The organism is Streptomyces sp. AC602_WCS936, from assembly GCF_019049125.1.
Classification (GTDB): domain Bacteria; phylum Actinomycetota; class Actinomycetes; order Streptomycetales; family Streptomycetaceae; genus Streptomyces.
Genome location: NZ_JAGMUF010000090.1, coordinates 456,621 through 468,811, shown reverse-complemented (window position 1 = coordinate 468,811; position 12,191 = coordinate 456,621). Strand labels below are relative to the sequence as shown.

At 72.6% G+C, this 12,191-nt stretch carries 13 protein-coding genes and 1 tRNA gene; 8 read left to right on the top strand and 6 right to left on the bottom strand.

Annotated features, from left to right (window positions below; genetic code table 11):
* Positions 1 to 3: 3 nt before the first annotated feature.
* Complete coding sequence (locus KUM03_RS27445; RefSeq protein ID WP_217252371.1) at positions 4 to 675, bottom strand: hypothetical protein; 672 nt, start codon at positions 673 to 675, stop codon at positions 4 to 6.
* 163 nt (positions 676 to 838) lie between these two features.
* On the opposite strand from KUM03_RS27445, the gene KUM03_RS27440 reads away from it, so the two are divergent.
* Complete coding sequence (locus tag KUM03_RS27440; RefSeq protein WP_217252369.1) at positions 839 to 1,336, top strand: GNAT family N-acetyltransferase; 498 nt, start codon at positions 839 to 841, stop codon at positions 1,334 to 1,336.
* 125 nt (positions 1,337 to 1,461) lie between these two features.
* A complete protein-coding gene (locus KUM03_RS27435) occupies positions 1,462 to 2,646 on the top strand; it encodes a peptidoglycan-binding protein (RefSeq protein WP_217252367.1) in 1,185 nt (394 codons plus the stop codon).
* 521 nt (positions 2,647 to 3,167) lie between these two features.
* On the opposite strand, the gene KUM03_RS27430 is transcribed toward KUM03_RS27435, so the two are convergent.
* Both KUM03_RS27430 and KUM03_RS27425 read right to left on the bottom strand, forming a co-directional pair.
* Positions 3,168 to 3,833: an HAD-IA family hydrolase gene (locus tag KUM03_RS27430; RefSeq protein ID WP_217252364.1), complete on the bottom strand. Its 666-nt coding sequence runs from the start codon at positions 3,831 to 3,833 to the stop codon at positions 3,168 to 3,170.
* 142 nt (positions 3,834 to 3,975) lie between these two features.
* Positions 3,976 to 4,557 carry a TMEM165/GDT1 family protein gene (locus KUM03_RS27425; RefSeq protein WP_217252362.1) on the bottom strand — a complete coding sequence of 194 codons (582 nt, stop codon included), beginning with the start codon at positions 4,555 to 4,557 and terminating at the stop codon, positions 3,976 to 3,978.
* Between the two features lie 434 nt (positions 4,558 to 4,991).
* Here KUM03_RS27425 and KUM03_RS27420 point away from each other — a divergent pair, with 434 nt between their 5' ends.
* The 4 genes from KUM03_RS27420 (at position 4,992) to KUM03_RS27405 (ending at position 9,065) form a co-directional block, all read left to right on the top strand.
* Positions 4,992 to 5,636, top strand: coding sequence for an HNH endonuclease family protein (locus tag KUM03_RS27420; protein ID WP_217252359.1), 645 nt, complete (start codon positions 4,992 to 4,994; stop codon positions 5,634 to 5,636).
* A gap of 99 nt (positions 5,637 to 5,735) precedes the next feature.
* Positions 5,736 to 7,544 carry an alkaline phosphatase D family protein gene (locus KUM03_RS27415; RefSeq protein WP_217252357.1) on the top strand — a complete coding sequence of 603 codons (1,809 nt, stop codon included), beginning with the start codon at positions 5,736 to 5,738 and terminating at the stop codon, positions 7,542 to 7,544.
* 232 nt (positions 7,545 to 7,776) lie between these two features.
* Entirely contained in the window at positions 7,777 to 8,232 is a 456-nt protein-coding gene (locus tag KUM03_RS27410; protein WP_217252355.1) for a DoxX family protein, read from the top strand.
* Between the two features lie 194 nt (positions 8,233 to 8,426).
* A complete protein-coding gene (locus tag KUM03_RS27405) occupies positions 8,427 to 9,065 on the top strand; it encodes a DedA family protein (RefSeq protein ID WP_217252353.1) in 639 nt (212 codons plus the stop codon).
* Between the two features lie 82 nt (positions 9,066 to 9,147).
* Here the strand turns inward: KUM03_RS27405 and KUM03_RS27400 are convergent, their stop codons facing one another.
* Both KUM03_RS27400 and KUM03_RS27395 read right to left on the bottom strand, forming a co-directional pair.
* Positions 9,148 to 9,381 (bottom strand): DUF2277 domain-containing protein, encoded by a 234-nt coding sequence (locus KUM03_RS27400; RefSeq protein WP_073722681.1) that lies wholly within the window; start codon positions 9,379 to 9,381, stop codon positions 9,148 to 9,150.
* 4 nt (positions 9,382 to 9,385) lie between these two features.
* The gene (locus KUM03_RS27395; protein ID WP_217252351.1) at positions 9,386 to 9,919 is read right to left on the bottom strand and encodes a GNAT family N-acetyltransferase; all 534 of its coding nucleotides are present in this window, start codon (positions 9,917 to 9,919) and stop codon (positions 9,386 to 9,388) included.
* Between the two features lie 179 nt (positions 9,920 to 10,098).
* Between KUM03_RS27395 and KUM03_RS39085 the strand changes: the two genes are divergently transcribed.
* Both KUM03_RS39085 and KUM03_RS27385 read left to right on the top strand, forming a co-directional pair.
* Positions 10,099 to 11,256, top strand: a complete 1,158-nt coding sequence (locus KUM03_RS39085; RefSeq protein ID WP_217252348.1) for a zinc ribbon domain-containing protein — start codon at positions 10,099 to 10,101, stop codon at positions 11,254 to 11,256.
* Positions 11,257 to 11,442: 186 nt separating this feature from the next.
* Positions 11,443 to 11,799, top strand: coding sequence for a hypothetical protein (locus KUM03_RS27385; RefSeq protein WP_217252346.1), 357 nt, complete (start codon positions 11,443 to 11,445; stop codon positions 11,797 to 11,799).
* Between the two features lie 119 nt (positions 11,800 to 11,918).
* Here the strand turns inward: KUM03_RS27385 and KUM03_RS27380 are convergent.
* Positions 11,919 to 11,993 (bottom strand) — tRNA-Val (locus KUM03_RS27380).
* Positions 11,994 to 12,191 lie beyond the last annotated feature (198 nt).

The following is a 12,191-nucleotide window of genomic DNA, read 5'->3' as shown; positions in this document are numbered from 1 at the left end:
GCCTCAACTCTCCTTCGGTCGGCTCTTGCCGAGCGACCAGGAGTGGTGCGCGCGAGTGGCGGGCGCCGCTCCGTGGCCGTCCGTGCCGGCCCGGTGCCGGCCTCCGTCGTGGTGGCGGGCCGGGTGTACGAGGTCCTCGAAGAGCGCGTGGGCCGCGACCATGGACTCGCGCATCTCCTCCGTGCCCGCGCCGGCGTCGTGCGCGCCGTCCACCCTCGCGTGCGTCACGCGGTGCACACGCCGGTAGCCGTCGACGTGGTGGGCGTGGTGCACGGACAGCGCGGCCAGCTGCTCCTCGTACTGTCCGCCGTCCGGGAAGCCGCGAGCGCCGGCCAGCTCCGCGAGCAGCCGGTCCGCCTCGCCGACCGCCTCCCGCGGGGAGTCGACGAAACGCTCCTGGGCCGCCGTCCAGCGTGCCTCGAAGCGCTCGCGCTCGGCCGGTTCCAGCTCCCGTTCGCGCAGCGATCCGTGCCGTTCCACGCGGTCGGCCAACTCACGCTCGGCCGCCTTGGTGTCGCCGTCGTGCCGGGCCACGGCCCGGTCGTACTCGGGCCCGAAGCGCCGCTTCAGGCTTCCGCCGTGCTGAGGGCCCCGTGCGCGCAGGGCCAGGACGGCCGCCACGACGAGCACGGCCGCCACGATCACGATCAACGCGATGATCACGCCTGTGGACATGAGTGCCTTCCGGGTTGTCGGCCCCACCGGCTCTCCTGGCGGGCCGGTTCGCCGTTCGGGTTGCCCCTCAGTTCCCGGTCAAACGGCACACGGGGAGCGGGGACGGCGCACTCGTGGGAAAATACGCTCGCGCGGCGGGCCGGTCCGTTCCGAGAATGGCCGGATGACCTGGACCGTCGCCCCGGAGCCGTACGACTCCCCCGAGGCCGCCGCCCTGTGGCGCGCGTACTACACGGAAGTCAGCGACCGCTGGTACCTGCTGCACGAGGGGCGGTCCACCGACCCCGGCGAACTGGAACGGGAGATCGCCGCCCAGTCCGGCGCCGACCTCGCCCCGCCCCGGGGCCGCCTGCTGGTTGCTCGGTACGGCGGCGCGGCGGCGGGCACGGCGGGCGTCCGGCTGCTGGACGCCCGCACCGCGGAGCTGACCCGGGTGTTCCTGTACGCGCGGATGCGCGGCCGGGGCGGCGCCGCGCTGCTCGTACGGGCCGCCGAGGACGCGGCACGGGCGCTCGGGGCCTCGCGGATGGTGCTCGACACACGCGGTGACCTCGTCGAGGCCCGTGCCCTGTACGCGCGCCTCGGCTACGCGGAGACCGAGCCGTACAACGACGGGCCGTACGCCGAGCACTGGTTCACCAAGCCGCTGCCGCGATTGTGACCGGATTCGGGCGGTTCGGGACTGGGGGAAGCCGGGATTCCGGGGGCGAGCGCGCGGAAGTATGGAGAAGATCTGCATAATCTCTGGAGTTCGCGAGGGGAGTCGCGAGGGGAGGGACGAGCGCGTTGGAGCAGCGGGAACAGCCGGAACGGCAGGGAGAGGCGAAGCGGGAGCGAGCCTCCTCCGGGCACTCGTGCCCGGAGTGCGGCACACCCAGGGAGGCGGACAACACGCCCGCCTGCGCCTGCGGAACGCGAGCGTCCGACGCCCTGCGCGACGCGCGTACGGCACAGGCGGCAGCGGCGGAGGACTTCGACCCGTTGCGGATACGTCCGTACGTCGAGCTGGACGACACGGGCGGGTCGCCGCCGCGAGAGGCTTCTGCCGACGGGGCGCCGGAGCCCACGGTTCCGCAGGACGCGACGCCTCCGCCCGTACCCACCTCACCCGCCGCACCGACCGCGCCGGACCTCGACGCCACCATGACGCTGCGCCCCGTCGGTGCCGGGCAGCCGCCGGTCGCGGCCACGGACGCGACCTCCGTACTGCCCACGCCGCTGGTGCCCTCGACCGGTGCGCCCCGCGCGCACGACCTGCGCCTGTTCGACACGTCGGCCTCCTCGGCCACCGCGCCCGCCACGCCGGCGGAGCCCGGCGCGGACGGCACCGGCGGGCGTCGCGGGCGGCGCCGGGGCGTGCTGCTCAGTGCCGTGGGGGCGGTCGTGGTCGTGGTGGGCGCCGCCGGGTTCGCGAGCGGCCTGTTCGCCTACGAGTCGCCCTCGCGGGACGGCGCGCTGCCGGAGGAGGTCAGGGCGAGCGTGCCGGAGCCGTCGGCCAGTGCGGCGTCCACCGCTCCCGCGTCGAGTTCGCCGTCCGCCTCCGAGACCTCCGGGTCGCCGTCCCCGTCCGCGTCGACGTCCACGAGCACGAGTCCGTCGCCCTCACCGTCCGCGTCACAGTCGGCGTCCAGCGCCCCGCCGCCGCCGTCCCCGTCGGCCGAGACGTCACCGTCCGCCGCGACCACCCCTCCCGACGCGCCCACACAGGAGTCCGAGGACGGCGACCGCGACCAGGGCCACGACGGCGGCCCCACGCTGCACCGCGGCGACCGGGGCGCCGAGGTGGCCGAGCTGCAACTGCGGCTGACCCAGCTGTACCTCTACAACGGCGACATCAACGGCAACTACAGCCACCAGGTCGAGGACGCGGTCCGGACCTACCAGTGGGCCCGCGGCGTCCGCTCCGACGAGCTCGGCGTCTACGGGCAGGACACCCGGCGCATGCTGGAGTCGGAGACGCGCGAGCCGTAACCCGCGCCCGGCCGGGCGCCAGGGGAACGGTCCCGCGGCTCACTCGGGGCAGGCAGCCCGCGCTCGCCGTACGGACGCCGTGCTCGCCATACGGACACCGTGCTCGACGTACGGACGCCGTGCTCGACGTACGGACGCCGTGCTCGCCATACGGCAGCGTGCTCGTCGTACGGCAGCCGACGCTCATCCTGTGCGAGCCGTAGCCCGCGCCCGGCCGGGCGCCGCGGGAGCGGCCCCGCGGCTCACTCGGGGCAGCCCGTGCTCGCCATACGGAAGCTGTGCTCGCCGTACGGATACCGTGCTCCTCGTACGGCAGCCGGCCCTCGTCCTGTGCGAGCCGACGTCCTGCGCGAGCCGACGTCGTGCGTCGGCCGACGCTCGCATTACGCCGGCCGCCTCGTTCATCGTGCGTGTGTCAGCAGATGGCCGCCGGCCGCCGCGGGCGCGTGGCCGGCCGTCGGCCGATGCGTGCGGCCACCCGTCGATGGGCCGCCGCCCGTCAGCCGATGGACAACCGGCCGTCAGCCGATGTGCAGCCGCAGCGAGCCGTCCGCGCCGGCCTCCACCCGCACCCGCGTCAGGTCCTCCACGACCACGTCCGGCCCGTGCAGACCGGCGCGCGGGCCGACGCCCACGACCCGCATCCCGGCGGCGCGGGCGGCGGCGATACCGGCGCCGGAGTCCTCGAAGGCGATGCAGTCGGCGGGCTCGACACCCAGCTCGGCGGCGCCCTTGAGGAAGCCCTCGGGGTCCGGCTTGCTGGCACCGACCGACTCGGCGGTGACCCGGACGTCCGGCTGGGAGAGCCCGGCGGCGGCCATCCGCGCGGTGGACAGCGGCACGTCGGCCGAGGTCACCAGGGCGTGCGGCAGGCCGCGCAGCGAGGCCAGGAACTCCGGCGCGCCCGGGATGGCGACGACGCCCTCGGTGTCGGCGGTCTCCTCGGCGAGCATGCGCGCGTTGTCGGCGTGGTTCTGCTCCATGGGCCGGTCCGGCAGCAGCAGCGCCATGGAGGCGTAGCCCTGGCGCCCGTGGACGACCTTCATGACCTCGTCGCCGTCCAGCCCGTGCCGGCCGGCCCAGCGCCGCCAGACGCGCTCGACGGCGGCGTCCGAGTTGACGAGGGTGCCGTCCATGTCCAGCAGCAGGGCACGGGTGGTGAGAACGGTGGTGGCGGTGGCCGTCATCGGCAGACTCCAAAGCGCGGGGAGGAAACAAGGCGGCCCCGCCCGCCGGTCAGGGAGAACGGGCGGGAGCCACTTTGTTTCTCTACGGTACAAAACGGGTCGGGGGTCGCGCCACCGCCCCGCAGGAACGTTCACGAACCGTTCAGCCGGCGACCGCCTCCCACAGGCTCCACACGCCCAGACCCAGCATGAGCAGCGCGGCGATCTTCGTGATCAGCGCCAGCGGAACCCGCTTCATCAGGGCCTTCCCGCCGACGATGCCGAGCCCGACCACCGCCCACAGCGCGAGCACCGCGCCGAGACCGACGGAGAGCGGGTCGTCGTAGCGGGCCGCGAGGTTCGCGGTCATGATCTGCGTGAGGTCGCCGAACTCCGCGACCAGGATGAGCATGAAGCCCGCGCCGGAGACCTTCCAGAAGGACTGGTCCTCGGGCTTGCGGATCTCCTCGTCCTCGTCGTCCTTCTTCATCAGCAGCACGGCGGCGCCGCCCAGGAAGAGCACGCCGGTGATCGCGTGCACGATCTGCTGCGGCAGCAGGGTCAGCACACTGCCGGCCGCGACCGCGAGCACGACGTGCAGGAGGAAGGCGGCGGCCACGCCGGCGAAGACGTACGAGGCCCGGTAACGGGTGCCGAGGACGAGGCCTGCGAGCGCGGTCTTGTCGGGCAGTTCGGCGAGGAAGACGACGCCGAAGACGACTGCCGTCACGGTCAGGCTGATCAAGGGATCCTCTATCGGTCGGGGCCGCCCCGCCGAGAGTGCTGGTCCTGGCTGCTCCTGCGCTGCGGACACCTCGGCACGGCAGCACACGGATCGCCCCCGCCGTACGGCACGGGCGTGCACTGCTTGCCGAAGGTCTCGCTGGCCGGGCTCGCGCACGAGACCTGCCTCCGGGCGCCGGCTCAGGCGAGCTGAGCAGTGTGTCGACGGTCCGGCGAAGAGCTACTCCCCTTCTGCGCCGTCCATAGTACGCGACCCCCGCGAGCGGGCCCGAGGGTCGAAAGTCCCGGACCGCTCCGTCACGAGTCCTGCCGCACCCGTAGACGCGCCATGCACACGTCACTAACTTCTTACCGGCCGCACACCTGTGCGCCATGCGGCGCCGTGAGCATTCCCCTGCTCGCGTCCCGACACCCCCACACTCCAAGGGAGTTCGCATGCCGAAGTTCTACGCGCGTCGACGGCTCGGTTTCCTCGCCGCGTTCACCGGGCTCATAGCCTCGGCCGGGCTGCTCAACGGCCCGGCCGCCTCCGCCGCCCTCCCCACCCCGGTCAGCGCCGCCACCGCCCGCACCTATCTCGCCTCCCTCACCGTGGAGACCGAGAGCCGCACCGGCTACGACCGCGACCTCTTCCCGCACTGGATCTCCCAGTCCGGCAACTGCAACACCCGCGAGACCGTCCTCAAGCGCGACGGTTCGGGCGTCACCACCGACACCTCCTGCTACCCCACCCGCGGCAGCTGGTACTCCCCCTACGACGGCGCCACCTGGTCCGCCGCCTCCGACGTCGACATCGACCACCTGGTCCCGCTCGCCGAGGCCTGGGACTCCGGCGCCGGCTCCTGGACCACCTCCCGGCGCCAGTCCTTCGCCAACGACCTGACCCGCCCCCAGCTCCTCGCGGTCACCGACAACGTCAACCAGTCCAAGGGCGACCAGGACCCCGCCACCTGGATGCCCTCGCGCAGCGCCTACCGCTGCACGTACGTCCGCGCCTGGGTCCAGGTGAAGTACTACTACGACCTCTCGGTCGACTCCGCGGAGAAGTCGGCGCTGCGGGGCCACCTCGCGAACTGCTGATCCACCGTCCGCCGCGGGTCCGGCGCGCGTTCGGCGCGGAACCTCCCCGCCGGCCTCCGTCGTTCCGTACCGTACGGGGCGACGGAGGAGGGGATCACCATGGCCGGACTGCGCCTGGGACCACTGCTGAGATACACCGACGGCTCGTGCGCGACCGTGTGGGTCGAGAGCGACCGGCCGTGCACCGCCGAGGTGCGCTGCGCCGACGGCGCCACGGGCACGACCCGTACGTTCCAGATCGCGGGCCACCACTACGCGCTGGTCGCGGTGAGCGGCCTGACACCCGGCACGGCGACCGAGTACGAGGTGCTCCTCGACGGCGCGCGCGTGTGGCCGCCGCCCGACTCCCGTTTCCCGCCCTCCGTCATCGCCACGTCCCCGGCGGACGCGGGCGCGCGCATCGCCTTCGGCTCCTGCCGCTGGGCCGCGCCCCCGGCCGGCGGCCACGATCCGGTGGGGCCGGACGCGCTGGACACCCTCTCCGCCCGCATCGCGGCCGACCCCCAGGGCGCGCGCCCCGACGTACTGCTCCTGCTCGGCGACCAGGTCTACGCCGACGAGATCTCCGACGCCACGCGCCGCTGGATCTCCGGCCGCCGCGACCTCGCCGACCCTCCCGGCGCCCAGGTCGCGGACTACGAGGAGTACACCCGCCTCTACTACGAGTCGTGGCTCGACCCCGAGGTGCGCTGGCTGCTGTCGACCGTGCCCAGCTGCATGATCTTCGACGACCACGACGTCATCGACGACTGGAACACCTCAGAGGCCTGGCTCGCCGACATGCGGGCCACCGACTGGTGGCGCGAACGGCTGCTGAGCGGGCTGATGTCCTACTGGGTGTACCAGCAACTCGGCAACCTCTCCCCCGCGGAGCTGGCCACCGACCCCCTCTACGCGGCCGTCCGCGACATCCCCGACGGCACCGACGTGCTGCGCACGTTCGCCGCGCGGGCCGACGCCGACCCGGCCTCCGTCCGCTGGAGCTACCGGCGCGACTTCGGCCGCGTACGGCTGCTGATGGTGGACTCCCGCGCGGCCCGCGTCCTGAAGGAGGACCGCCGCGCGATGCTCGACCCGGGCGAGGCCGCCTGGCTGCGCGAGCAGATCCTCGACGGGCGGGGCGGCGGGGCGGAGGTGGACGCGGGCGACCACGCGGAGACGGGCACGGGTAAGCGTGCGGAGGCGAGCGATCACGCGGAGACGGGCGCGGGTAAGCGTACGGACGCGAGCGACCACGCGGAGACAGGCGCGGGCGACGGTGCGACGGTCGGTGCGCGCGTCGGCGAGCGGGAGGGCGCCTACGACCACCTGCTGATCGGCACCTCCCTGCCCTGGCTGCTGCCTCACCTGGTGCACGACGTGGAGGCGTGGAACGCAGCGATGTGCGCCGGTGAGCGGGGCGCGCGCTGGGCGCGGCTCGGGGAGCGGATCCGGCGGGGCGCCGACCTGGAGCACTGGTCGGCCTTCCCGTCCTCGTTCGACGCCCTCGGGGACCTGATCGCCGAGGCCGGTACGGGGCCCGGGGCGCCCGCGACGGTGAGCGTGCTGTCGGGCGACGTCCACCACGCCTACGTGGCCGAACCGTCCTGGCCGGGGCGCGCACCCGACGCGCACGTCGCGCAGCTGACCTGCTCCCCCGTCCACAACTCCGTCCCGATCTCCATCCGGCTCGGCTTCCGTTTCGGCTGGAGCGCATTGGCGCGTGCCCTCGGGCGGCGCGTCGCCCGGCACGGGCGCTGCGCGGAGCCGGCGGTCGGCTGGCGCAAAACCGGCGGCCCGTGGTTCGGCAACCAGATCATGACGCTGACGCTGCGGGGGCGGTCGGCCCGGCTGCGGCTCGAGCAGGCCCGGGCGGAACGCGACGGGACGACCGCCCTGCGGATGATCACGGACCGGGAGCTGGCGTAGGACCAGGGCGGGGCCGGGTATGGATTCAGTCATGCCAACAGGCCTCGGCCTGAGCGTGGGAGCGCTCCCACCTGCGGGATGCGCCACGACGGGACAGTGACCGCCCGCCACGTTATGGCCAAATGTTGAACTTGCAAGTACTCATTAGGCTCACCTAACGTGGGCAGCCCACTCGGTTCCGTCCCCACCGGCCCCTGTCCCGGGCCGGCCCGACCGAAGGAGCACCCCCCACATGTCCGGACGCCTCAACAGCGCTCAGCCCTATGCCCTCGGCCTGTTCCGCATGGTCGTCGGCCTGCTTTTCGCCTGCCACGGCGCCGCCTCCCTCTTCGGGGTCCTCGGCGGCGCTTCCGGCACCGGCGGCACGGTCGAGGCGGGCACCTGGCCCGGCTGGTACGCCGCCGTGATCCAGCTGGTCGGCGGCGGCCTCGTCCTGCTGGGACTCGGCACCCGCGCCGCCGCGCTCGTCTCCTCGGGCTCCATGGCCTACGCGTACTTCAAGGTGCACCAGCCGGGCGCCCTGTGGCCGATGGAGAACGGCGGCGAGGCCTCGGCCATGTTCTGCTGGGCCTTCCTGCTGCTCGCCTTCACCGGCTCCGGCGCCTTCGGGCTCGACCGGCTCTTCGCCCGGCGCGCGTCCGAGCCGGAGCAGGCGGCCACGGAGCGGCAGACCCCGGTCGCGGCCTGATCCGCCTCCACGTCCCCGGAGGGCCCGGGGACGTGACGGCCTCCTCTTGGTGAACGTTCCGTGCCGAACACCCAAGCCCCCTGTGAACCGCCTGTCACACCCCCGGCGTACGCTGTATGGCTGTCATCGGCCGCTCCTGCCGTCCCCGCGTCCTGCGGCATGGCCCGGCCCACGGGGGAGTAACGGGAGTTGTGGTGGTCGAGAGTCTCGGAAGCATCGGTTCGCTGGTCAGCAGCCCATGGATCTATGTGCTGGTGGCCACTTCCGTGCTCCTCGACATCTTCCTGCCGGTGCTGCCGAGCGGCGTGCTGGTGATCGCGGCGGCCACGGCGGCGGCAGCGGGCTCGGGCGCGGCGGCCGCCGGACGGGTCCCGCAGGACGTGCCCGACATCCTGCTCCTGGTCCTGTGCGCGGCGACCGCCTCCGTCCTCGGCGACCTGGCGGTCTACCGCCTCGCGTGGCGCGGCGGGCCGCGTCTGGACCGCGCGATCGCCCGTTCCCGTCGGCTGACGACGGCGCAGGAACGTCTCGGCGGAGCGCTCGCCCGAGGGGGCGGCGCCCTCGTCGTACTGGCCCGTTTCGCCCCCGCCGGCCGCTCGGTGGTCTCCCTCGTCGCCGGCACCGCGCACCGCCGGATCCGCGAGTTCCTCCCCTGGTCCGCCCTCGCCGGACTCGCCTGGGCCCTGTACAGCGTGGCCCTCGGCTACTTCGGCAGTCAGTGGCTGGGCGCGACCTGGCTGGCGACGGGGGTGTCCCTGGCGGCGCTCTTCGGCGCGGGCGCGGTGGCGGCGTACCTGATGCGCCGCCAGCCCGGGGCGCGGGAGGCGTCGTAGCGGACGCCGGGGCCGGGGTCGCGACGACCCATCGGTCACGACTCCGAGTCACAGGTCACGGGTCACACGTCACGGGCACAGGTCACGAGGCCCGCCGGGCACCGGCGCCTCCCCGTACCTCCAGGTCGGCGAGCAGCTCGGCCGTGGCGCCCGCGACGGCCTCCACGGCCCGTTCGAAGACCTCGCGATTGTGCGCGGCCGGCGCGCGGAAACCGGAGACCTTGCGAACGTACTGCAGGGCGGCGGCCCTGATCTCGTCCTCGGTGGCCTCCTCGGGGAGCGCGGGCGGACGCAGTGTCTTGATGCTGCGGCACATGGCCTCAGTCTCCTCTCTTCAGGTCCACCCGCCAGTCGTTCGACCTGATCCAGTGGCCCTTGGGGTATTCGAAGTCGGCCTGGCCGAGCAGGGTGAAGCCGGCCCGTCGGCAGACCGCGTTGGAGGCGGCGTGGTCGATGCTCGGGAACGCGTGCAGATACCGGTGCGGACCGGCGTCGCGGGCGGCCTCCGCCACGGCACGGGCGGCCCGCGCGGCCAGCCCCCGCCCCTGGAACTCCGGCAGCACCGCCCACCCGGTCTCCCAGACCTCCGCGCCCCGCCAGGTCCGCTGCCAGTACCCGATCGAGCCGACGGTCTCGCCGCCGTCCGCCAGCGTGACCCTGTACATCCGCCCCGATTCCAACCCGACGTAGCGCCGGTGCCGTACCGCGAGCTGCTCCTCGGTCTCCGGGCCGCCCAGGTGCGCGGTCATCTCGGGGGCGTTGGTCCTGCGCAGCAGGCACAGATCCCCCTCCGCCCAGGGCACCAGGCACACCCAGTCCCCTTCACCACCGGCCCGCTCTTCCACGCCGTCCATGTTCTTCACCTGTCTCCTTCAAGGATGCCCCGTCCTTTAGGGCGGGGAGGAATCGAAGCTCCTGCGGGGCAGGGCAAGGAGCGGCGGTCCGCCGCCAGGGCGGATCGCCGTTGACCTCGGACTGCCCGCAGAGGCCCACGAGTTGACTCGCCGATCAAGGCGTTACTAGCGTCATTTGCGTGAAGATAACCGCGCAGGTGAAGTTGTTGCCTGCGTCCGCGCATGACGCGGACGCATTGGTGGCGACCCTGCGTGCCTGCAACCGGGCCGCGAACGCGGCCTCGCAGGTGGCGTTCGCGAAGGACCTCAAGCGCCGGAACGTGCTGCAAGAGGCCGTGTACCACCGGATCAAGGCTGACTTCGATCTCGGGGCACAGGCCGCTGTGCGCACGGTGAAGAAGGTGTGCGACGCCTACGCCACGTTCAAGGCGAACCTTCGGGCCGGGAACTACGGCCCCGAGGGCTCGAAGCGACGGATCAGGGCCGAGTCGAAGCCGGTCCGCTTCCGTGAGACGTCGGCGCAACCGTTCGACGACCGGATGCTGACCTGGAACCTGGACACCAGGACGGTGTCGGTCTGGACGGTGGCCGGCCGGCTCAAGGGCATCCCGTTCGTCTGCTCCCCGGAGGCGATGCGGCTCCTCGCGCAGCGCAAGGGAGAGTCCGACCTGGTGATGCGGGACGGCATGTTCTTCCTCATCGCCACCATCGACATCCCCGAACCCGAGGTTTCCGGGCCTGACGGCTTCCTCGGGGTGGACCTCGGGATCGTGAACATCGCCACCACCTCGGACGGCCGGATCATGTCCAGCCGTCAGGTGAACCGGTACCGGCAGCGTAAGCGCGACCTGCGCGGCACGCTGGTCTTTCCTGGCCGTGACCCTCTGCCGGATACCGGTCAGGTCTTCCAGACCGATACCCCGCGAGGTGCGTTCAGCAGTATGCACGAGCTTCTTGGCGATGATGTGGTTGCGCTGGGTGGCGTACCGGGCTTCCTTGCGCCGCTGGCGCTTGAGGACACGAGCCGCGCTTTTGGTGCGCTTCTTCTGGAGCTGGCACGACTGCACTCCTGGGCCTTCGCCCAGCTCGGCGCCTTTGTCGAGTACAAGGCCAGGCGGGCGGGTGTCGCCGTGGTCCATGTGGACCCGCGCAACACCTCCCGCCAGTGCTCCGAGTGCTGGCACACCCACCGCACCAACCGGGTGACACAGGCACGGTTCGTGTGCCGGTCCTGCGGGATCGTCCTGCACGCGGACCACAACGGCTCCCGCAACATCGCCCACCGGGCCGATGCCGCGTGGCAGCGGGGCGCAGTCAACCACCCCAGAACGCCATAGGCGTTCCGGACGCAGGGTCCCACAGGGGAACAACAGCACCACGTTCCTCTCTGCCTGCAAGCCTCCCCCCTTCAGGGGGAGGTAGTTGACGGTAGGGCAGGGGTCTGCCCCGGCGGGGGCCACTCATTCGCGTGAACCACTGAAGGGAACGCGCGCCTCAAAATCGAACAGGCGTATCATTGGATCGTGGCTACGACCTATGACTTCCCCAGTGACCTCCTCGCCGGTCAGGAGGAACTGCATCAGGTCCGGGCCGAGTTGTCGGCCCTGCTCAAGAGACTGCCCTGGTCCGTCGAACCACTCGACGGCTTCAGCGACGACAACGGCTGGCGCAAGGTCGAACGCCCGGCCTCGCCCGGCTGGTCCGCGGACGAACAGGCCGAGGTGGAGAAGCTCCGACGGCGCGAGCGCGAACTCGCCGTGTTCGTCAGCACCCATCGCTACTGGTCGCAGATCACCGGCCCCGACCAGGTGACCGCCCGCTCGGAACTGAAACGCGCACACTCCGCCCCGGCCCCCGAGACCCCGCCCGAAGACGCCTGAGAAGACTGAGAAGACCCCGCACCGGCAGGGCACCGTGCGGAGCGCGCCGAGCGGGCGCACGCGAAAGGCCCCCGGAGCATTCTCCGAGGGCCTCGCACCGACGACAGCGGCGCCGGTCCTGGTGGGCGCGGACGGTTTCGAACCGCCGACATCCTGCTTGTAAGGCAGGCGCTCTACCCCTGAGCTACGCACCCAGGACGAGTGGACAGCGTACATGGCACAGGGCGCTGCCCGGCAATCGCATTGGCGCCGGCCTCCCGTCACACCGGGCGGGGGTTAACCCCACCCCCGATCCGGGAGTGGCCCGGATCCCGCCGGGGCCCGCCGCTCCATACGCTCGAAGAGCCTCGCCGCGCCGGGCCCCGCTCCGCGGAATCACCCGGCGGCGCCTC